Here is a 19,580-nt window from a genome sequence, read left to right on the forward strand (position 1 = left end):
CGGAGGGGCATGATCGACGACCAGGCGCCGCGGGTGCGGGCGGCGGGCCGGCCGCGCAGTCAGGAGGCCGACCTGGCCATCCTGGCGGCCGCGCTCGACCTGCTGATCGAGCAGGGCGCCCAGCAGACCAGCATCGAGCAGGTGGCGCGGCGGGCCGGGGTGACCAGGGCGACGGTCTACCGCAGGTTCGCCGACAAGACGGCGCTGCTGGTGCGCACGCTGGAGTGGGCCAACCACGACGACGACCCGGCGCTGACCGGCTGGCCCGACCTTGAGGCGATGTTCGCCGACTGGGGCCGCTACCTCGCCGTCCCCCGTAACAGGCGGCTGCTGCGCCGCCTGTACGGCAGCCGCGACGACTACCCGGAGCTGCTGGACACCTACAGGAAGGTCAACGGCGGGCGGCGCGCGGCGGCGGTGCGCGAGGTGCTGACGCGCGCCCGCGACCGCGGCCGCCTGCCCGCCGAGGTGGACGTGGACGTCGTGCAGGAGGTGCTGACCGCGGCGGTCATGCTGCACGTGGGCCTGGGCCCGGACAACGAGGACCCGGAGCGGATCGCGGCGCACTTCATGGCCATCATGGCGCAGTTCGGCCACCGTTCCGCGTGAGACGGCTGAGGTCATCGGCAGTTCGCCTGACCAGATTACATTTCTGTCCGCAAAGTAACTTTTTGCGACACCTATTGCTTTCCCGACATGATCAATTCACTCTTCTCGACAGAGGCGGAAAGATCACGCCTTCGCCCGTCGAGAAGGAGAGCACGTGCCCCAAACCCCCCGCTGGCGGATGATCCTCACGGGGATCGTCGTGGCCGCCACCGGTCTGCTGGTCCCGCAGACCGCGGCACAGGCGGCGCCAGAGTCCGACAAGATAGACGCCGCCGTGCAGGCGCGGCTGGCGCAGGACGACAAGGCCACCTTCTGGGTCAGGATGAAGGGCTCCGCCGACCTCAGCGGCGCCCGCAGGGCCGCGACCAAGGAGCTGAAGGCCGAAGCCGTCTACGAGGCCAAGAGCGAGCGGGCGAAGTCCTCCCAGGAGGGCTTACGCACGTTACTCGACGCCCGCAAGGCCGAGTACACCCCCTACTGGATCGTCAACGCGGTCAAGGTGACCGCCGACGAGAAGCTGGCCGGCGAGATCGCCAAGCTGCCCGAGGTCGAGCGCATCCAGCCGATCCGCGTGCTGAACGTGCCGAAGCCGGACGAAGGCCAGGCGCAGAACCGGGTGAACGCCGTCGAGTGGAACATCGACCGGGTGAACGCCCCGCGCGTCTGGGAGGAGCTGGGCGACCGCGGTGAGGGCATCGTGGTGGCCAACATCGACACCGGCGTGCAGTTCGACCACCCCGACCTGGCGGCCACCTACCGGGGCAGGAACCCCGACGGCAGCTACAGCCACGACTACAACTGGTTCGACCCGGCCCGCGTGTGCCCCTCGACCGCGCCGTGCGACAACAACGGCCACGGCACCCACACGATGGGCACGATGGTCGGCGCGAACGGCATCGGCGTGGCGCCGGGCGCGCAGTGGATCGCGGCAAAGGGCTGTGAGCTCAACACCTGCACCGACGCCTCGCTGCTCGCGGCCGGCCAGTGGATCGTGCGGCCGACCGACCTGAACGGCGACAACCCGCGCCCCGACCTCGCGCCGGACATCGTCAACAACTCCTGGGGCGGTGACGGCTTCGACCCCTGGTACAAGGAGGTCGTCGACTCCTGGATCGCCGCGGGCATCTTCCCCGCCTTCTCCAACGGCAACGAGGGCCCGTCCTGCCGCACCAGCGGCTCGCCCGGCCAGTACGTGACCGCCTACAGCGCCGGCGCCTTCGACGTGAACAACGCCCTGTACGCCCGCTCCAGCAAGGGCGAGGGCGAGAACGGCGAGATCAAGCCGAACATCGCCGCCCCCGGCGTCAACGTGCGCTCCTCGGTGCCCGGCAACGGCTACGACTCCTACACCGGCACCTCGATGGCATCGCCGCACGTGGCCGCCACGGTCGCGCTGATCTGGTCGGCGGCCCCGGGCCTGACCGGGGAGATCGAGACCACCAGGTCGCTGCTCGACGGCACCGCCGTGGACACCGCCGACACCAGCTGCGGCGGCACCGCGGCCGACAACAACGTGTGGGGCGAGGGCAAGCTCGACTCCTACGCCGCCGTCCAGGCCGCGCCCAAGGAGGGCCTCGGCGACCTGTCCGGCACGATCACGGCCGGCGGCGAGCCGCTGTCCGGCGTGACGGTCACCGTCACGGGCCCGCTGACCCGCACGGTCACGACCGGCGCCGACGGCACGTACGCGCTGCCCCGCCTGCTGCCCGGCGACTACCGGCTGACCGCCGCCAAGTTCGGCTACGCCGAGGCCACGGCGGACGTGACGATCACCGCCGAGCAGGCGACCACCTCCGACCTGACCATGACGGCCCAGGCGAACGCCGTGGTGTCGGGCACGGTCAGCACGGCGGGCACGCCCGAGGCGGGCGCCACCGTCGCGGCCGCGGGCACGCCGGTGAGCACGGTGACCGACGAGGCGGGCCGCTACAGCCTGACGCTGCCGCACGGCTCGTACGAGCTGACCGTCACGCCCTCCTCGCGCTGCTCCAGCACCGCGACCGCGGAGATCACGCTGGACGGTGACCTGACCGAGGACATCGAGCTGCCGCTGCGCGGCGACAACTTCGGCTACACCTGCGCCTCCGGCGCGCAGGCGTTCGTCGAGGGCACCGAGAAGCTGGCACTGACCGGTGACGACGAGGCCGTGCAGGTCACGCTGCCGTTCCAGGTGCCGTTCTACGGAACCGGCCAGAGCCGGGCGTGGGTCGCCACCAACGGCTTCCTCACCTTCGCCACCGACCGGGCCACCGCCGCGGGCAACGTCCGGCTGCCGGCGAGCGGCACGCCGAACAACGCGGTCTACCCGTACTGGGACGACCTCATCGTGGACGCACAGGGCGGCGTCTACACGGGCGTGACGGGCACCGCGCCGCACCGGCAGTTCGTGGTCGAGTGGCGCAACGTCACCTTCTACAACGAGACCGCGCAGCGGGTGTCGTTCGAGGCGCTGCTCGGTGAGGACGGCTCGATCGCGTTCCGGTACAAGGACATCGAGAGCGAGCGCGACAAGGGCCTCAGCGCCACCATCGGCGTCGAGAACGCCGCGGGCGACGACGCGCTGCAGTACTCCTACCAGGAGCCGGTGGTCGAGACCGGGCAGGGCCTGACCTTCACGGCCAGCCGGCACGGCCTGGTCACCGGCGCCGTCACCGACGCCAACGACGGCGAGCCCATCGCCGGGGCGACGGTGAAGGTGGGCGACGTGGCCACGTTCACGACCGGCGAGAACGGCACGTTCTACGGGCAGGTGCTGGCCGGCGACTACGACGTCGAGGTGTCCAAGGAGCACTACGGCACCTTCACCCAGCCCGTCACGCTCGCGCCGACCACGGTGACGCGGGTGGACACGGCCCTGGTCACCGGCCGGGTGAGCGCGTCGTCGGCGGAGCTGACCGTGGTGCAGCCGACCGACACCACCCGCAAGCGCACGATCGAGCTGACCAACCTCGGGGCGGCGACGCCGTACACGGTGACCGGCGGCTCGTGGTTCACGGTGTCGCCGGCGTCCGGGCAGCTCGCCAAGGGACAGAAGGCGAAGCTGACCGTGGAGGTGTCGAGCGCCGGGGTCGCCGCGGGCACGTACCGCTCGGGCACGCTGCTGGTGAAGTCGGCCAGCGGGCGGCAGCCGACCATCGAGGTCGCGGTGACCGTCGTGGTGCCCAAGCTGCAGGTCGCCGTGGACGTCGGCGCCAAGAAGAACACGGTGGACGCCGCCGGTGACACCTGGACGCCCGACAGGAAGTACAGCACCGGCGGTCACGGCTACGTGGCCGGCAGGAACAAGACGGTGAGCACGTCCAAGAGCATCTCCGGCACCACCGACCAGACGCTGTTCAAGACGGCGCGGGAGGACATGCTGGAGTACCGCTTCGACGACGTGCCGAACGGGACGTACACCGTCGAGCTGAACTTCGCCGACCTCGAGCGCACGCAGATGGGCAAGCGGGTGTTCGACGTGCTGGTCGAGGGAGAGCTGGCGATCCCGGCGCTCGACCTGGCCCTGGAGGCGGGCACGTACACGGCGGTGAGCAGGCAGTACACGGTGCGGGTGACCGACGGGCAGCTCAACGTGCGGTTCGCGGCCCGGCAGGGCTCGACGCTCGTCAACGGGCTGCGCATCTCGGAGCGTCCCGACAGGACGACGCCCTAGTGGTGCGCCCCTGAGATGACCCTGATGTGCGCCGCCCCGGGCTACTCGCCCGGGGCGGCGTATGTTACTGGTTGGTATATGAGACGCGTGCGGATAAGACGCGACCTTCCCGTGCCGATGCCCGACGGCGTGACGCTGCTCGCCGACCACTACGCGCCGCCGCACGGCGGTCCCGCCCCCGTCGTGCTCATGCGCTCCCCGTACGGGCGGCGCGGCATGCTCGGCTGGTACTACGGGCGCGGCTTCGCCCGGCAGGGCCTGCACGTCGTCATCCAGAGCTGTCGCGGCGGCTTCGGCTCGGGCGGCCTGCTCGACCCGCTCGGCGACGAGCACGACGACGGCCTGGCCACCATCGCCTGGCTGCGCGAGCAACCCTGGTACGGCGGCTCGTTCGCCATGTTCGGCCCCTCCTATCTCGGCTACACGCAGTGGGCCGTCGCGCCCTTCGCAGGACCCGAGCTGAAGGCGATGGCCACCCAGATCACCGCCTCCCAGTTCAGGGACGCCGCGTACGTGGGCGGCGCGTTCGCGCTGGAGTCGACGCTGAGCTGGACCACGCTCACCGACGGCATGTCGCGCAGGTTCGGCGGCGCCTCGGTGCTGACGGCGCCCCGCCTGACCCGCCGCGCGGTGCTGTCGGGGCGGCCGGTGGCGGAGCTCGACCTGGTCTCGGCGGGCCGGCCGCTCCGCTTCTACCAGGACCTGCTGGCCCATCACGCCGACCCGGCGGTCCCGTATTGGCACAAGCGGGATTTCTCCGCCAAGGTGGGCGAGGTGGAGGCGGCGGTGACGATGCTCGGCGGCTGGTACGACGTGTTCCTGCCGTGGCAGCTCAAGGACTACGCGGCGCTGCGGGCGGCCGGGCGGCGGCCGTACCTGACGATCGGCCCCTGGTACCACATCGACGCCAGGCACGGCCGCGCCACCATGGAGGAGGCGTCGGCGTGGTTCCGCGCCCACCTGCTCGGCGACCGGTCGCGGCTGCGGCCCGACCCGGTGCGGATCCACGTCACGGGGGCGGGCGAGTGGCGCGACTACCCCGACTGGCCGGTGCCGGGCATGCAGGAGACGCGCTGGCACCTCCAGGACGGCTTCGGGCTCGGGCCCGGCGGGCCGCTGGAGGGCGGGCCCGACCGGTTCCGCTACCACCCGGACCACCCGACGCCGCGCATCGGCGGGCCCGTGCTGCTGGGCGACTCCAGGCCGCGCGACCAGCGGCGGCTGGAGGAGCGGCGAGACGTGCTGGTCTACAGCTCCCCCGCGCTGCGCTCGGCCGTGGAGGCGATCGGGCCGGTGCGCGCCGAGCTGTACGTCCGCTCCAGCACGCCGTACGTGGACGTGGTGGTGCGGGTGTGCGACGTGCATCCGGACGGGCGGTCGTACAACGTGTGCGAGGGGGTCAGGCGGTTGGGACCTGGGGCCACCGACGAGGACGGCGTGCGGCGGGTGGAGGTGGATTTGTGGCCGATCGGGCACCGGTTCAGGCGCGAGCACCGGATCCGGGTGCACGTGGCGGCGGGGGCGTACCCGACGATCGCCCGCAATCCCGGCACCGGCGAGCCGCTCGGCTCAGGGGGCGGGCGGATGGTGCCGGCCGACGTCGAGGTGTTCCGTTCGACCGAGCGGCCGTCGGCCGTGGTGCTGCCGCTGTGCGCGCCGCGCGGCTGATGTCGCTGGTCCTGCTGCTGCAGGCCAGGGGCGGGATGACGGCGGCCGAGCTGGCCAGGGAGCTGGAGGTCTCCGAGCGCACGGTGCACCGCGACGTGCTCGCGCTGTCGGAGGCGGGCGTGCCGGTCTACGCCGATCGGGGGCGCGGCGGGGGGTACCGGCTGCTCGACGGGTACCGTACCCGGCTGACCGGGCTGGACAGGGCCGAGGCCGAGGCGCTGTTCCTGTCGGGGGTGCCGGCGGCGCTGCGCGAGATGGGGCTGCAGGACGTCGCGGCGGCGGCCCGGCTGAAGGCGGCGGCGGCGCTGGCCCCCGCGCTGCGCGACGCGCCCGCGACGGCCGCGCAGCGCTTCCACCTCGACGCGCCGGGCTGGTTCGCGGGCGACGACCCGCCGCCCGCCGCGCTGGCGCCGCTGGCCAGGGCGGTGTGGCGGGACCGGCGGGTCTCGGCGGTCTACAAGGACGTGCTGCGGGTGCTCGAGCCGTACGGGCTGGTGCTCAAGGCGGGGGTCTGGTACCTGGCGGCGCGGCACAGGGGGCGGTTCCTGATCTTCCGGGTGCACCGGTTCGGCGAGGTGTCGGTGCTGCGGGAGACGTTCGACCGGGACCAGGACTTCGATCTCGCGGCCTTCTGGGCGGGGCAGGCGGCGCTGTTCGCCAGGTCGCTGCTGCGGGAGGAGATCACGCTGCGGCTGACCGGGCGCGGCGTGCGCATGCTGCGGCACGTGGCCGACCCGGCGGCGGTCGAGGACGCGATGGCCTCGCTGCGCGAGGACGGGACCGTGCGGCTGGCGGTGGAGTCGCTGCCGGTGGCGTTCTCGCAGGTGCTGCGGTTCGGGCCGGAGGCGGAGGTGCTCGGGCCGCCCGAGTTGCGGGCGATGATCGCCGATGCCGCCGCGCGCATGGCCCGCCTGTACGGATCTGACCGCCCGTCCTGACAGGGCCTCACTGACTGTTGTGGACGGATGACCGCTCGTCGCGGGCAACCGACCACTCGCCGATCAATGGCGGCACTCCCCACCGGGGCGGAGTTATGGTGCTGAACGTCGCGCCCGCATGATCGTCTCATATGCCGAGATATCAATTCGGCATTTAGGCCAAACCGTAACATGCCGTTCATTGGGATTAATCCCCATGAAAAGCTAATCTCCCTCCGTTGACGCAAAGTCAGGAGCATGGTCACCGCCAGCGCCTGATCTACCCATCGGAGGGCCGGATGACTACCGGGGATCCCGGGCAGCCACGCACCGACCGCAGCCCCTGGAACTGGCTGCTGATCGTGCCCATCGTGCTGCCGTTGCTGACGTTCCTGTACAACTTCGACGAGCCGCGCCTGTTCGGCTTCCCGTTGTTCTACTGGCTGCAGATCGCCTTCATCATCGTCGGCGTCGGCACCACCACTCTCGTCTACCGGATGACGAAGTGAGCGCTCACACGACCGAGCTGGTCGTCTTCATCCTGCTGTTCCTCATCGTCAGCGGCATGGGCTTCGTCGCCGCCCGCTGGCGCCGCCCCACCGACCTCGCCAGCCTCAACGAGTGGGGGCTCGGCGGGCGCAGCTTCGGTTCCTGGATCACCTGGTTCCTCGTCGGCGGCGACCTCTACACCGCCTACACCTTCGTCGCGGTGCCCGCGCTGGTGTTCAGCTCGGGCGCGCTCGGGTTCTACGCGCTGCCGTACACCGTGGTCGTCTACCCGCTGGTGTTCCTGGTGCTGGCCCGCATGTGGTCGGTCTCGCACGTGCACGGGTTCGTCACGCCCGCCGACTTCGTCAGGGCCCGCTTCGGCTCGCCCACGCTGGCGCTGGCCATCGCGATCACCGGGCTCATCGCCACGATGCCGTACATCGCGCTGCAGCTCGTCGGCATCGAGGCCGTGCTGAAGACGATGGGCATCACCGGGCACCTGCCGATCATCATCGCGTTCGCCATCCTGGCCGCCTACACCTACCAGTCCGGCCTGCGGGCGCCCGCGCTGATCGCGTTCGTCAAGGACTCGCTCATCTACATCGTGATCCTGGCCGCGGTCATCTACATCCCGGCCAGGCTCGGCGGCTGGGACTCGATCTTCGACGCGGCCAAGGCCAAGTTCGACGCCACTCCGGCCGAGGGTGACGGCTTCATCCTCAACGCCAACAACCAGCTCCAGTACGTGACGCTGGCCTTCGGCTCGGCGCTGGCGCTGTTCCTCTACCCGCACAGCCTCACCGGCGTGCTCGCCTCCAAGAACCGCAACGTCATCAAGCGGAACATGTCGGCGCTGCCCGCCTACAGCTTCGTGCTCGGCCTGATCGCGCTGCTCGGCTTCATGGCCATCGCGGCCGGCACCAAGCCGGTCGTCACCGACGGCAAGGCCGACGCCAACACGATCGTGCCGCAGCTGTTCAACGACATGTTCCCCGACTGGTTCGCGGGCGTCGCGTACGCCGCCGTCGGCATCGGCGCGCTCGTGCCGGCCGCCATCATGTCGATCGCGGCGGCCAACCTGTTCACCCGCAACATCTACCGCGAGTACATCAACAAGACCGCCACCGACGCCCAGGAGGCCAACGTCTCCAAGATCGTGTCGCTGCTGGTCAAGGTGGGCGCGGTGCTGTGCATCCTGCTGCTCGACCCGCAGTTCTCGATCGACCTGCAGCTCATCGGCGGCGTCATCATCCTGCAGACGCTGCCGTCCGTGGCGCTCGGCCTCTACACGCGCTGGCTCCACAAGGGCGGGCTCATCGCGGGCTGGGCGCTCGGCCTGGCGGCCGGCATGTGGATGCTGTACCTCATCCCCAACCCGGCCAACGGCAAGGCGCACTTCGGCGGGTCGGCGTTCCCGCTGGCGAACTTCGGCTTCGACACCAAGATGACGATCTACGCCGGGTTCCTGGCGCTGATCGTCAACCTGGTGGTGGCGGTGCTCGGCACGGTCATCCTGAAGGCGGCCAAGGTCGCCGACGGCGGCGACGCCACCAAGCAGGACGACTACTTCGCCGACGAGGGCGACCCGAAGGTCAAGGACCTGGACCTCACCGGTTCCCACTGATCCCAGGGGTTTTCGCGGCCCGCTTCCCGCATGGGGGGCGGGCCGCTGCTCATTGCGTCTGGAGGTAGGCGGGGTTGGCGACCTCCAGCTTCGCGCGTACGGACTCCTCCAGGGCGGCGAGCAGGCGCTCGTCGTCCGGGAGGCGGCCCGCGCGGATGGCCTCCGCCAGCTCGGCCTCGTCCGCGACGCCCAACCCGGCCAGGCGGGCCGCGTGCCGATCGGCCTGGGCGGGGCCCAGGTCGATCTCCCGCTCGACCATGGCCAGCACGTTGACGGCCACCCGGGTGTGGAAGCGGACCCGGCCCTCCACGGCCGGAAGCACGTCGGTCTGCAGGAACTCGCGGACGGCGGCCACCAGCTGCGCCGCGCTCGGGACGTCATGCGGGTCGATACCTGTCACACCGTCCTCCCTAACACGCCACCCGCCCGATCCCAAGGCCCGTCCAGCACAGCACGCGCCCGATCCCAGGACCTGTCCAGCGCAGCACGCGCCCGGCCCCAAGGCCCGCCCCGCACGCCACACGCCCGGCCCCCGGGGCCGGGCCGGCACGGCGCTCGCCGCCATAGCCTGTGGGGCGAGCCCCGACGTACCGGAAATGTTTCCTTTTATCTGGGTCCGATCATGTCGGGGTTAGTCTGCGGCCATGCAGACACAGTCCCCCCTTGCTCCGCCCCACCTGCTCACCCCCCGCCTGATCCGGGCCGAGATCTTCGTCGTGTTGTCGGTGTCGCTCGGGGCGAGTGCGCTGGTGGCGTTCGTCCGGCTGATCGGGGCGCTCACCGCTCCCCGAGAGCTGAAGGGGCAGCAGGCCGTGCTGGTCGGGTCGATGGCGCCCGGCCGGCCGTGGCTGGATCTGACGCTGCAGCTGGTGCAGATCGCGGTGGCGGTGGCGCCGGTGGGGCTGGTGGCGTACCTGATGGTGCGCTCGAACGAGTCGCTGCGGACGATCGGCGCCGACTTCCGCCGGCCGGGCGGCGACCTGCTGCGCGGCGCGGCGCTCGCGGCGGCGATCGGCGGGTCGGGGCTGGCGTTCTACCTCGCGGTGTGGGCGGCCGGGGTGAACCTGACCGTCGTGCCGGGAGCGCTGCCGGAGGTGTGGTGGCAGGTGCCGGTGCTGCTGCTGGCCGCGGCGCAGAACGGGGTGCTTGAGGAGGTCGTGGTCGCCGGCTACCTGCTGCACCGGCTGGGGCAGGCCGGGTGGACGCCGTGGAAGGCGGTCGTGGTGTCGTCGCTGCTGCGCGGGTCGTACCACCTGTACCAGGGTTTCGGGGGGTTCGTCGGGAACGTGGTGATGGGGCTGGTGTTCGGGCGGCTCTACCAGCGGTGGGGGCGCGCGATGCCGCTGATCGTGGCCCACACGCTGATCGACGCGGTCGCCTTCGTCGGGTACGCGTTCCTGCGCGGCAAGGTGAGCTGGCTGCCCTGAGACCGTTGACCAGAACGACGTTCTGTTGTTGGGTCGGTGCATGACCTTCGCGGTGCCCGACAGTGTCCGGCCGGTGCGTGAGGCGGTGCACGCGTTCATCACCGAGCGGGTCGAGCCCGCCGAGCCCGTGCTCCACCGGGGCGGGCCCGAAGCGGCGGCGGTGCTCGGCGAGCTGCGCGAGCAGGCCAGGAAGGAGGGCCTGTGGGCGCTCGGCCATCCGCGCGAGCTGGGCGGGGGCGGGCTGCCGTTCCTCGACTACGTGTACGTCAACGAGGTGCAGGGACACAGCGAGTACGGGCAGCTCGCGCTGGGGACGTACACGCTGCAGGACTCGCTGATGCTGCACGAGCACGCCTCGCCCGAGCAGCGCGAACGCTACCTGGAGCCGCTGGTGCGCGGCGACATCTCGCCGAGCTTCGCGATGACCGAGCCGGCCGTCTCCAGCAGTGACCCCACCCAGCTCGCCACCACCGCCGTGCTCGACGGGGACGAATGGGTGATCAACGGGCACAAGTGGTTCACGACGGGGGCGTCGCGGGCGGCGTACACGACCGTGATGTGCCGCACCGAGCCCGACGCGCCGCCGCACCTCGCCTTCTCCATGATCCTGGTGCCGACGGACACGCCGGGCTACACGATCGTGCGCGAGACGCCGGTGCTGGGGCTCGACGGGGCGCACTGCGAGGTGCGGTACGAGGACGTCCGCGTACCGGCCGCCAACCTGCTCGGGCCGCGCGGGCAGGGCTTCGTCATCGCCCAGAAGCGGCTCGGCCCCGGGCGGATCTTCCACTGCATGCGCTGGCTCGGCCAGGCGCAGCGGGCCTTCGACCTGATGTGCCGGCGGCTGCACGAGCGGCGCGCGTTCGGCGAGCCGCTGGCGGCCAAGCAGCTCATGCGGCAGCACGTGTTCGACTCCTACACCGAGATCCAGTCGGCGCGGCTGCTCACGCTGCAGGCCGCCGAGGCGATCGACGCGGGCTCGCAGGCGCGCGTCGAGATCGGGGCGATCAAGGTGGTGGGGGCGCGGATGCTGCACAACGTCATCGACCGGGCCATTCAGGTGTACGGGGCGGCGGGCCTCACCTCGGACACCCCGCTCGACCGGATGTACCGGCACGCGCGCGCCGGGCGCGTCTACGACGGGCCTGACGAGGTGCACGTCGACTCGGTGGGGCGGCGCATCCTGGGCGTGTACGCGGCGGGCGGCACCTGGGAGTTCGGCCTGCGATGAGCGACCCGTACGCGATCGTCGAGGCGGCGTTCGGGACGGGAGCCGAGGTGATGACGCGCACCCGCCTGCCCGGTGGCGCGTCCCGGGAGACCTGGTCCCTCGACGTGGTCACGGGGACCGGCGACCGGCACGACCTGATCCTCCGGCTAGACTCCCCCGGCCTGCCCGCCGCACCCGGCCCGGCCGCGACCACAACCGCCCCAGCGGCAGGTGATGCGGCTGCGGGTGTGGGGCTGGGGCTGTGGCTGGGGCTGGCGGCGGAGGCGCGGCTGATGCGGGCCGCCGCCGAGGCCGGGGTGCCGGTGCCGGAGATCGTCGCGTGCGGGCCGTCGTACATCCTGATGACGCGCGTGGCAGGCGAGACGATCCCGCGCAAGATCCTCCGGGACGACGCCTTCGCGACGGCCCGGCCGCTGCTGGCCCGGCAGCGCGGGCAGGCGCTGGCGGCGATCCACCGCATGCCGCTGTCGGTGGCGCCGCCCGGCGGGCCGCCCGAGGGGCCGGAGGATCCGTTGGTGCGCTGGCGGGCGGTGCTTGATCAGCTGGGCGAGCCGCATCCGGTGTTCGAGCTGGCGCTGCGCCGGCTGGCGGCGGACCGGCCGCCCGCGCGCCCGCCCGCCGTGGTGCACGGCGACTTCCGCAACGGCAACCTCATCGTCGGCCCCGAGGGCATCAGGGCGGTGCTCGACTGGGAGCTGGCCCATGCCGGCGACCCCCTTGAGGACCTGGGGTGGCTGTGCGTCAAGGCGTGGCGGTTCGGCTCGCCGCTGCCGGTGGGCGGGTTCGGCGGGTACGACGAGCTGATCCGCGCGTACGAGGAGGCCGGCGGGCGGCCGGTGGACCGCGAGTCGCTGCGGTGGTGGGAGACGTTCGGGGTGCTGAAGTGGGGCGTCATCTGCGTCATGCAGACGATGCGGCACCTGCGCGGCGGCACCCGTTCGGTGGAACTGGCCGCGATCGGGCGGCGCGTGTGCGAGACGGAGTGGGACCTGCTGGGCCTGCTCCGCGAGAAGTGACCGCCCGCGTGCTCAGAGCGGGGTCACCGCGGCGGTGACGGCGTCCACGAGGCTCTGGACGACGCGGTCGCGCGGGACCTCCGGGTGGTCCAGCCACCAGTCGCAGGTGGACTGCACCATGCCGACGAACGCGTGCCCGAGCACCTGCGCCCGCACCGGGTCGGGCACCACCCGTTCCGCGGCCAGCACCGCGCCCAGCTCCTCGCCCAGGCTGCGGACCAGGGAGGTCATCTGGGAGCGGACCCGGCTGTCCTCGGCGCCGGCGCGGTGGAACAGGAAGCGGTAGAGGTTGAGGTTGGCCGAGACCAGGTCGAAGTAGAGGTCGACGGCCGCCGTGGCGCGGCCGCGCAGATCCGTGCCGGCTTCGGCGAACCGGGGCTTGAGCTGCGCGACAACCGTGCCGACGTGGCGGTCGGCCAGCGCCTGATAGAGGCCGTGACGGTCGCCGAAGTGGCGGTAGAGGACGGGCTTGGTGATGCCGGCCGCGGCGGCGATGGCGGCCATCGAGACGCCGGGGCCCTCGGCGGCGATGGCGCGGTCGGCGGCGTCGAGCAGCGCCCTGCGCCGATCAGGATCCCGCCCGCTCACCCGCCCAGGATAGATCGCCTGCGGGCCGGGAGCAGCGCGGAGAGCACGAGGAAGGCGCCGGTGAGCGCGTACAGGCCGGTCGTCCCGGCCAGGGTGCCGGGCGGCTCGCCGGGCGCCGCCCACGGGGCCGGGCCGGTCGGCCAGGGCAGGCCGCCGGCCCGCGCCCACGGCAGCGTGGCGGCCACGCCGACGGCGGCGTCGAGGTCGAGGGCGAACAGCGCGCCGGCCGCCGTCAGCGGCACGCCACACGCCAGGGCGGCGACCGGCCACACCGTCAGGACCCTGATGAGGACGGCGACGCCCGCCACGTACGCGAGCGCGGCCGGAGCGGGGGCGAAGGCCACGGTGCCGCCGCGCAGCGCCCTGGCGGCGGCGTCGGTGAGGTAGTAGACGGGGATCGCGGCGGCCAGCCCTGCGACGGCAGCCAGTGCGTGCCCGCCTCGCCTCACGTGCCACCCCTCCCCCGTCACGGTCGTGGAAACCCTAGCCGCCGAACGCCCCCTCGCGCTGCCCACCTGCGAAAACAGACCTGCCTCCGCGCCGCCCGTCAGGGCCCGGCACGGTGTGCACGGCGGAGTGAGCGGTCAGCGGGCCAGGCGCAGCAGCAGGTCCTTGACCTCGGTGGCCGCGTACCGGTCTCTCGCCTGCGCCGGGTCCGAGCAGAGCAGGACGGGCGCGTCGGCGGGGTCGGCGGGCAGCAGCCCGTGCGAGCCCCGTACGGCGCGCGCGCCCGCGTCCAGCCCCACGACGCTCATGAGGTAGCGCATCCCCAGCTTCTTGCGCAGCAGCGCGAGGCCCGCCCGCCGCTTGGCGGCGCCCGGCGCGGCCGGGTCGAAGAACAGCTCGGCCGGGTCGTAGCCGGGCTTGCGGTGGATCTCGACCAGGCGGGCGAAGTCGGGGGCGCGGGCGTCGTCCAGCCAGTAGTAGTAGGTGAACCAGGCGTCGGGCTCGGCGAGCAGGACCAGCTCGCCCGAGCGGGGGTGGTCGAGGTCGTGGGCGGCCTTGCCGTCCTGGTCGAGCACGGCTCCGACGCCGGGCAGCGCGGCGCAGAGCTTGGCCACGGCGGGCACGTCGGCGGGGTCGCGGACGTAGACGTGCGCCACCTGGTGGTCGGCGACGGCGAACGCCCTGGACGTCCACGGGTCGAGGTACTCCATGCCGTCCTGGGTGTGCACGCGCAGCAGCCTTTCGGACCGCAGCAGCCGGTTGACGTCCACGGGGCGGGCGACGTCGGTGATGCCGTACTCCGACAGCACCACCACGGTCCTGTCGCCGGCCGCGTCGAGCAGCGGCCCCAGCTCGGCGTCCAGCTCGGCGGCGGCCGCGGCGGCCTGCGGGTGGCCGGGGCCGAAACGCTGCAGGTCGTAGTCGAGGTGCGGCAGGTAGGCGAGGGTGAGGTCGGGGTCGTGGGCGGTCATGACGTGCCGGGTGGCGCGGGCGATCCAGCGGGAGGAGGCGATGCCGGCGCCCGGACCCCAGTAGGTGAACAGCGGGAACGTCCCCAGCTCCGCCGTCAGCTCGTCGTGCAGGCCGGGCGGGTCGGTGTAGCAGTCGGGGTCCTTGCGGCCGTCGGCGCGGTAGATCGGCCTGGGGGTGACGGTCCAGTCGACGTCGGCGCCCATGGCGTACCACCAGCAGACGTTGGCGACGGTGTAGCCGGGGCGCTCGCGGCGCGCGGCCTGCCACAGCTTCTCCCCCTCGACCAGGGCGTTGTGCTGGCGCCACAGCAGCACCTCGCCGAGGTCGCGGAAGTACCAGCCGTTGCCGACGATCCCGTGCCCCGACGGCGGCAGGCCGGTGAGGAACGTGGACTGCACGCTGCACGTCACGGCCGGCAGCACGGTGCCGAGCCCGGCCTGGAACCCGCGCTCACCGACGGCGCGCAGGCGCGGCATGTGGGCCAGCAGCCGGGGGGTCAGCCCCACCACGTCCAGGACCAGTAGCGAAGTCATGCCGTCACTCCTGCCTCGAGCATCTGCGTACGGGCGAAGTCCAGCTCCCCCGCGATGCCCGCGGCCAGCTCGGCGGGGGTGCCGGGGCGGAGCGCGGCGGGCAGCACGTTCCAGGTGTAGGTCTCGACGTCGAAGTGGTCGCACAGAGGCTGGGGCCCGCCCACCAGCTCGGCGAGCGCGTCACGCAGCACGGGCGCCGTGGTGGCCAGCGGCGCGGCGGGAGCGGCGTGCAGCGGCACGTGGTAGTGGACCCGCCACGTGCCGGGCAGCCCGCGGGCGAGCGCCTCGTCCAGGTCGTCGGCCTGCTCGCCCGCCCTGGTGCGGGTCTGGTGGAGGAAGCGCGGCTCGGCGTACTCGCGCAGCGCCTGCGGCTCCGCCGTCTCCAGGGCGGCCGACAGCTGCACCTTGACGATCGGCAGCCCGGCCGCGGCCAGCGCCTTGAGCGCGGCGGCGGGCTGCTCCCAGGCGCAGGCGAGGTGCGCGAGGTCGAGGCAGACCCCGAGCCGCTCGGTGTCCGCGCGCGACAGGTGCGCGACCGCCTGCTCGGTGGTCTCCACGACGCAGCCGGGCTCGGGCTCGAACCCGACCCGGATCGTCCGCCCGGTCGCCGCCTCCACCTCCGCCAGCCCGGCGGCCAGCTCGTCGAGGTGGCGGGCGGCGGCGTCGGCCATGGCTGCGTCCCAGGGGTCGCGCCAGCCGAGCGGCAGCGTGGAGATCGAGCCGCGCGCCGCGTCGCCGGGCAGCAGCCCGGCCAGGACGCGCGCCAGGTCCAGCGTGTACGCCAGCCGCTCCCGCGTGGTCCAGTCCGGCCGGTAGACGGCGTGCTTGACGACCGGGTCCTGGAAGGCCGCGTACGGGAAGCCGTTGAGCGTCACCACCTCCAGGCCCCGCGCGTCCAGCTCCCCGCGCAGCCGCCGGAGCGCGGCCGGGCCGGCGGCCAGCTCGGCGGCGGCGGGCGCGGCCAGCCAGAGGCCGAGCCCGAGCACGCCGGCGTCGAGGCGGTCGCGGATGGGGACCGCGTACGCGTCGAGCTGGGCCACGATGCCGGCGACGTCCTCGGCGGGGTGCACGTTGGTGCAGTAGCCGAGGTGCAGCGGCGTGCCCGACGGATGCCGCAGCCGCATCACTCGCCGCCGCGCTTGATCGAGCTGCCCGCGAACGTCGGCTCGGCCGCGCCGGTGACCGCCGTCAGGTCGAGCCGCCCCGACTGGCTGTAGAACGCGATCGGGTTGCGCCAGAACACCTGCTCCACGTCGTCCTCACCGAACCCGTCGGCCAGCATCGCCTCGGCCGTCGCCAGCGTCAGCAGCGGGTCGGAGACGCCCCAGTCGGCGGCCGAGTTGACCAGCATGCGTTCCAGGCCGTACTTGCGCAGGATCGCCACCATGCGCGGCGGCGACATCTTCGTCTCCGGGTAGATCGAGAACCCGGCCCAGCAGCCCGAGCCGTGCACCAGCTCGATCGTCACCTCGTTGAGGTGGTCGATCGCGACCCGCTCGGGCGCGATGCCGGAGGCCGCCACGACCTCCAGCGTGCGCCTGGTGCCGCGGGCCTTGTCGCGGTGCGGGGTGTGCACGAGCGCGGGCAGGTCGTGCTCGACGGCGAGGGCGAGCTGGCGTTCGAACGCGTCGTCCTCCTCCGGGGTCATCGAGTCGTAGCCGATCTCGCCGACCGCGACCACCCGGTCCTTGTCGAGGTAGCGGGGCAGCAGGTCGAGGACGGGACGGCAGCGCGGGTCGTTCGCCTCCTTGGGGTTGAGCGCGATCGTGGCGTGGTGCACCACGCCGAACTGCGCCGCCCGGTACGGCTCCCAGCCCAGCAGCGAGTCGAAGTAGTCGGTGAACGAGCCGGGGTTCGTGCGCGGCTGGCCGAGCCAGAAGGCCGGCTCGACCACGGCCAGCACCCCGGAGGCGGCCATCCTGGCGTAGTCGTCGGTGGTGCGCGAGGTCATGTGGATGTGGGGGTCGAAAATGCGCATCAGGTCTCCTCGCTGGTGAGCCGGTGCAGCAGCGCCGCGGCGTCGGCGGGCATGGGACGGCCGGCCGCGGCCCGTTCCGCGGCGAACGCGGCCAGCATCGCCGCCAGCTCGGCGTCCGCGCGCCGGTCGAGGTCGTGCACGGCGTCGAGCGGCACGCCCATGAACACGCACTTCAGCACCGCCTGCCGCCAGGATGGCTGGTCGAGGTGGCGGGCGTACGGGCCGAGCGCGGCGGCCAGCAGGCGGGCGTCGTTCGTGCGGATGGCGTCCTGCAGCAGCGGGACCGCGTCCGTGCCGGCGTTCAGCAGCGGCAGGGCCTTGAGCACCGCGCGTTTCTCGTCGGCGTCGCCGTGCTCGTAGTAGGCGGTGACCTGGCCGGGCGGCAGCGCGGCGAGCAGCAGCGTCCTGGCGGCCTCGTCGGCCGTCCAGCCGGGGGCGTCGGCCAGCTCCGCGCGGCCCGCCCTGCGTCCCGCGGCGGCGAACGACCGCACGGCGCTGTCCGGGCGGTCCGCGGCGGCGGCCAGCGCCTCCTCCAGCCAGGGCCATGCGGGGGTGGCGGCGAGCGCCTTGCGCAGCCGGTCGGTGGTCATCACGTGCTCCCTCCCTCGAGGCCGAAGCGGCGGGACTCGTGGCGGGACTCACGGCGGGACTCCTCTTCCGCGCGGCGCAGGAAGGCGAGGGAACGGGCCGCCACATCGGGCGCGGCGTGGGAGTGCCTGGGCAGCTCGACGGCGACCAGGCCCCGGTAGCCGGAGGCGGCCAGCGCCCGCAGCACCGGCGGGAAGTCGATCTCCCCCTCGCCGAACTCCAGGTGCTCGTGCGTTCCTCGCCGCATGTCGTCGATCTGGACGTTCACCACGTGGCCCGCCACGGACGTCACGCAGTCCGGCACGGGGTCGGGCTCGTTGCAGCGGCAGTGCCCGATGTCGAGCGTGAGGCCGAACCGCTCGGGCGCGCCCAGGGCGTCGCGCAGCCCGCGCCAGCCGGCGATCGTGTCGACCAGCATGCCCGGCTCCGGCTCGAACCCGAGTTTCATGGTCTCCGTGCCCTCCAGGACCTGCGCGCAGCCGTCCACCAGGCGGTCCCGGGCGAGGGCGGGCGGGACGTGCGCCGGGCGCACCCCCGACCAGAACGACACCGCCTCCGCCCCCAGGTCATCGCCCACGGCCACGGCGCGGCGCAGGAAGTCGATCCGCTTGTCCCGGTCGTCGTCGAGGAGGGTGGGCGCGTGCTTGCGCCGGGGGTCGAGCAGGTAGCGGGCGCCGGTCTCGATCACGACGGCCAGGTTCAGCGTACGGAGGCGGTCGGCGACCTTGGCCACCCGGTGCGCGAGGCCGTCGGCGTAGGGGTCGAGGTGGTGGTGGTCGAGGGTGAGGGCGACGCCTTCGTAACCCAGCTCGGCGATGACGTCGAGCGCGTCGGTGAGGCGGTGGTTGGCGAAGCCGTTCGTGCCGTAGCCGAACCTGATCATGTGGGTGACACCTTCCTGGCCAGGCGGCGGGCCAGCGGTACCAGCGCGGCGAGCACGACCCCGGCGCGCGGCGCCCCTGATCGCGCGGCCAGCGCGCCCTGGAGCGCGGGCAGGCTGACGATCCCGGCCGCCACGGCGTCCCGCACCCGCGCCGCCGACGGCTCCGCCACCGCCCGCGCCTGCGACCTGCCGAACTGCACGGCGTACCATCCCGCCAGGGCCCCCTGCGCCGGCCCCGACGCCGGGGGGACGGCGACCGTGGTCGCCAGGGCGAGGGTGGCGGCCAGGGTCGTCGCGGGGCGGGCCGGGGTGGTGCCGGTGGTCTCGGCGCGCGACAACTCGGTGAGCAGGTACGTGTGCGCGGCGATCGTCAAAGCGGCCGGCAGCGCCCCGACCAGGGAACGGCCCGGCGGCGCGAGCGAGCCGACGGGTGGCGCGGGCACACGGGCCGGGATGGTGGGCGAACGGCCCGGTGGTGCGGGTGCGCGGGCCGGTGCGGGGGTCGATGTGGCGCCCAGGAGGACGTCCAGGCCGCGGCACACGGCCATCAGCAGGGGGCCCGCGCGGGTGTTCTTGGCGGCGAGGTCGTACGTCCAGACCGCGGCCGCGAGCGGGGCGGCGATCGCCAGCGCGCGGCGGCCGCCGGTGAGGCCGGCCACGGCGAGGCCCGCGGCCGTGAGGCCGGCGGCGACGGCTAAAGCCTCCCCCGGGCGCACCCGGCCGGACGGGATCGGCCGCTCGGGGCGCTCGGCCGCGTCGAGGTCACGGTCGGCCCAGTCGTTGGCCGCCATCCCCGCCCAGTACAGGCAGACTGACGAGCAGGCCAGCCCGGCCGTGCCGGGGCCCAGCGCCCGGCCGGCGGCGGCTCCGGCGATCACGTCGCCCGGCACCGACAGCGCGGCGGGCGCGCGGACGAGCTCGGCCAGGTCCCGGAGTCTCACCATCGTCAAGCCCCTTT

Annotated in this window: 18 protein-coding genes; 9 read left to right on the top strand and 9 right to left on the bottom strand. The window is 73.1% G+C overall.

From position 1 onward, the window contains the following. Positions 1–9 precede the first annotated feature (9 nt). The 6 genes from ACFFR3_RS10900 to mctP all read left to right on the top strand — a co-directional run bounded on the left by ACFFR3_RS10900 (position 10) and on the right by mctP (position 8,959). Positions 10–609: a TetR/AcrR family transcriptional regulator gene (locus ACFFR3_RS10900; protein ID WP_345403490.1), complete on the top strand. Its 600-nt coding sequence runs from the start codon at positions 10–12 to the stop codon at positions 607–609. 154 nt (positions 610–763) lie between these two features. Beyond that, positions 764–4,261: a S8 family serine peptidase gene (locus ACFFR3_RS10905; protein ID WP_379483037.1), complete on the top strand. Its 3,498-nt coding sequence runs from the start codon at positions 764–766 to the stop codon at positions 4,259–4,261. A 78-nt stretch (positions 4,262–4,339) separates the two neighbouring features. Further along, positions 4,340–5,929 (top strand): CocE/NonD family hydrolase, encoded by a 1,590-nt coding sequence (locus ACFFR3_RS10910; RefSeq protein ID WP_379483038.1) that lies wholly within the window; start codon positions 4,340–4,342, stop codon positions 5,927–5,929. Next, positions 5,911–6,867 (top strand): helix-turn-helix transcriptional regulator, encoded by a 957-nt coding sequence (locus tag ACFFR3_RS10915; protein WP_364375876.1) that lies wholly within the window; start codon positions 5,911–5,913, stop codon positions 6,865–6,867. Before ACFFR3_RS10910 ends, ACFFR3_RS10915 begins: the two co-directional genes overlap by 19 nt. A 278-nt stretch (positions 6,868–7,145) precedes the next feature. Further along, positions 7,146–7,355 (top strand): DUF3311 domain-containing protein, encoded by a 210-nt coding sequence (locus ACFFR3_RS10920; RefSeq protein ID WP_345403479.1) that lies wholly within the window; start codon positions 7,146–7,148, stop codon positions 7,353–7,355. Continuing rightward, a complete protein-coding gene (mctP, locus tag ACFFR3_RS10925) occupies positions 7,352–8,959 on the top strand; it encodes a monocarboxylate uptake permease MctP (RefSeq protein ID WP_364375870.1) in 1,608 nt (535 codons plus the stop codon). The genes ACFFR3_RS10920 and mctP overlap by 4 nt, the downstream gene beginning before the upstream one ends. Positions 8,960–9,008: 49 nt before the next feature. Here the strand turns inward: mctP and ACFFR3_RS10930 are convergent, their stop codons facing one another. Then, positions 9,009–9,359 (bottom strand): DUF6285 domain-containing protein, encoded by a 351-nt coding sequence (locus tag ACFFR3_RS10930; RefSeq protein ID WP_364375867.1) that lies wholly within the window; start codon positions 9,357–9,359, stop codon positions 9,009–9,011. A 244-nt stretch (positions 9,360–9,603) separates the two neighbouring features. Between ACFFR3_RS10930 and ACFFR3_RS10935 the strand changes: the two genes are divergently transcribed. Genes ACFFR3_RS10935 through ACFFR3_RS10945 form a run of 3 tightly spaced genes read left to right on the top strand, consistent with a single transcriptional unit; the run spans position 9,604 to position 12,633 of the window. Then, on the top strand, positions 9,604–10,386 hold the full coding sequence (locus ACFFR3_RS10935) for a CPBP family intramembrane glutamic endopeptidase (RefSeq protein ID WP_364375864.1): 783 nt from the start codon (positions 9,604–9,606) through the stop codon (positions 10,384–10,386). A gap of 40 nt (positions 10,387–10,426) precedes the next feature. After that, the gene (locus tag ACFFR3_RS10940; RefSeq protein WP_379483039.1) at positions 10,427–11,617 is read left to right on the top strand and encodes an acyl-CoA dehydrogenase family protein; all 1,191 of its coding nucleotides are present in this window, start codon (positions 10,427–10,429) and stop codon (positions 11,615–11,617) included. Beyond that, the gene (locus tag ACFFR3_RS10945) at positions 11,614–12,633 is read left to right on the top strand and encodes a phosphotransferase family protein (RefSeq protein ID WP_345403464.1); all 1,020 of its coding nucleotides are present in this window, start codon (positions 11,614–11,616) and stop codon (positions 12,631–12,633) included. Before ACFFR3_RS10940 ends, ACFFR3_RS10945 begins: the two co-directional genes overlap by 4 nt. A gap of 12 nt (positions 12,634–12,645) precedes the next feature. Here the strand turns inward: ACFFR3_RS10945 and ACFFR3_RS10950 are convergent, their stop codons facing one another. The 8 genes from ACFFR3_RS10950 to ACFFR3_RS10985 all read right to left on the bottom strand — a co-directional run bounded on the left by ACFFR3_RS10950 (position 12,646) and on the right by ACFFR3_RS10985 (position 19,566). After that, positions 12,646–13,221, bottom strand: a complete 576-nt coding sequence (locus tag ACFFR3_RS10950; protein WP_345403461.1) for a TetR family transcriptional regulator — start codon at positions 13,219–13,221, stop codon at positions 12,646–12,648. Then, positions 13,218–13,670, bottom strand: a complete 453-nt coding sequence (locus ACFFR3_RS10955; protein ID WP_379483040.1) for a hypothetical protein — start codon at positions 13,668–13,670, stop codon at positions 13,218–13,220. The genes ACFFR3_RS10950 and ACFFR3_RS10955 overlap by 4 nt, the downstream gene beginning before the upstream one ends. A 135-nt stretch (positions 13,671–13,805) precedes the next feature. Next, a complete protein-coding gene (locus ACFFR3_RS10960; RefSeq protein ID WP_379483041.1) occupies positions 13,806–15,173 on the bottom strand; it encodes an alkaline phosphatase family protein in 1,368 nt (455 codons plus the stop codon). Next, complete coding sequence (gene eboE, locus ACFFR3_RS10965) at positions 15,170–16,297, bottom strand: metabolite traffic protein EboE (protein ID WP_379483042.1); 1,128 nt, start codon at positions 16,295–16,297, stop codon at positions 15,170–15,172. The genes ACFFR3_RS10960 and eboE overlap by 4 nt, the downstream gene beginning before the upstream one ends. After that, complete coding sequence (locus ACFFR3_RS10970) at positions 16,297–17,151, bottom strand: TatD family hydrolase (RefSeq protein ID WP_364570544.1); 855 nt, start codon at positions 17,149–17,151, stop codon at positions 16,297–16,299. Before ACFFR3_RS10970 ends, eboE begins: the two co-directional genes overlap by 1 nt. Continuing rightward, the gene (locus tag ACFFR3_RS10975; RefSeq protein ID WP_364383814.1) at positions 17,151–17,741 is read right to left on the bottom strand and encodes an EboA domain-containing protein; all 591 of its coding nucleotides are present in this window, start codon (positions 17,739–17,741) and stop codon (positions 17,151–17,153) included. The genes ACFFR3_RS10970 and ACFFR3_RS10975 overlap by 1 nt, the downstream gene beginning before the upstream one ends. Next, complete coding sequence (locus ACFFR3_RS10980; RefSeq protein ID WP_345403452.1) at positions 17,741–18,622, bottom strand: sugar phosphate isomerase/epimerase family protein; 882 nt, start codon at positions 18,620–18,622, stop codon at positions 17,741–17,743. Before ACFFR3_RS10980 ends, ACFFR3_RS10975 begins: the two co-directional genes overlap by 1 nt. Continuing rightward, complete coding sequence (locus ACFFR3_RS10985) at positions 18,619–19,566, bottom strand: SCO3242 family prenyltransferase (protein ID WP_345403449.1); 948 nt, start codon at positions 19,564–19,566, stop codon at positions 18,619–18,621. Before ACFFR3_RS10985 ends, ACFFR3_RS10980 begins: the two co-directional genes overlap by 4 nt. Positions 19,567–19,580: the final 14 nt, after the last annotated feature.

Source organism: Nonomuraea salmonea (assembly GCF_042428605.1).
Classification (GTDB): Bacteria; Actinomycetota; Actinomycetes; order Streptosporangiales; family Streptosporangiaceae; genus Nonomuraea; species Nonomuraea salmonea.

Coding starts and splice junctions, on each gene's coding strand:
- ACFFR3_RS10935 (WP_364375864.1), top strand. CDS start 9,604: ATGCAGACACAGTCCCCCCTTGCTCCGCCCCACCTGCTCACCCCCCGC.
- eboE (WP_379483042.1), bottom strand. CDS start 16,297: ATGCGGCTGCGGCATCCGTCGGGCACGCCGCTGCACCTCGGCTACTGC.
- ACFFR3_RS10970 (WP_364570544.1), bottom strand. CDS start 17,151: ATGCGCATTTTCGACCCCCACATCCACATGACCTCGCGCACCACCGAC.
- ACFFR3_RS10980 (WP_345403452.1), bottom strand. CDS start 18,622: ATGATCAGGTTCGGCTACGGCACGAACGGCTTCGCCAACCACCGCCTC.
- ACFFR3_RS10910 (WP_379483038.1), top strand. CDS start 4,340: ATGAGACGCGTGCGGATAAGACGCGACCTTCCCGTGCCGATGCCCGAC.
- ACFFR3_RS10900 (WP_345403490.1), top strand. CDS start 10: ATGATCGACGACCAGGCGCCGCGGGTGCGGGCGGCGGGCCGGCCGCGC.
- ACFFR3_RS10940 (WP_379483039.1), top strand. CDS start 10,427: ATGACCTTCGCGGTGCCCGACAGTGTCCGGCCGGTGCGTGAGGCGGTG.
- ACFFR3_RS10975 (WP_364383814.1), bottom strand. CDS start 17,741: ATGACCACCGACCGGCTGCGCAAGGCGCTCGCCGCCACCCCCGCATGG.
- ACFFR3_RS10945 (WP_345403464.1), top strand. CDS start 11,614: ATGAGCGACCCGTACGCGATCGTCGAGGCGGCGTTCGGGACGGGAGCC.
- ACFFR3_RS10920 (WP_345403479.1), top strand. CDS start 7,146: ATGACTACCGGGGATCCCGGGCAGCCACGCACCGACCGCAGCCCCTGG.
- ACFFR3_RS10985 (WP_345403449.1), bottom strand. CDS start 19,566: ATGGTGAGACTCCGGGACCTGGCCGAGCTCGTCCGCGCGCCCGCCGCG.
- ACFFR3_RS10960 (WP_379483041.1), bottom strand. CDS start 15,173: ATGACTTCGCTACTGGTCCTGGACGTGGTGGGGCTGACCCCCCGGCTG.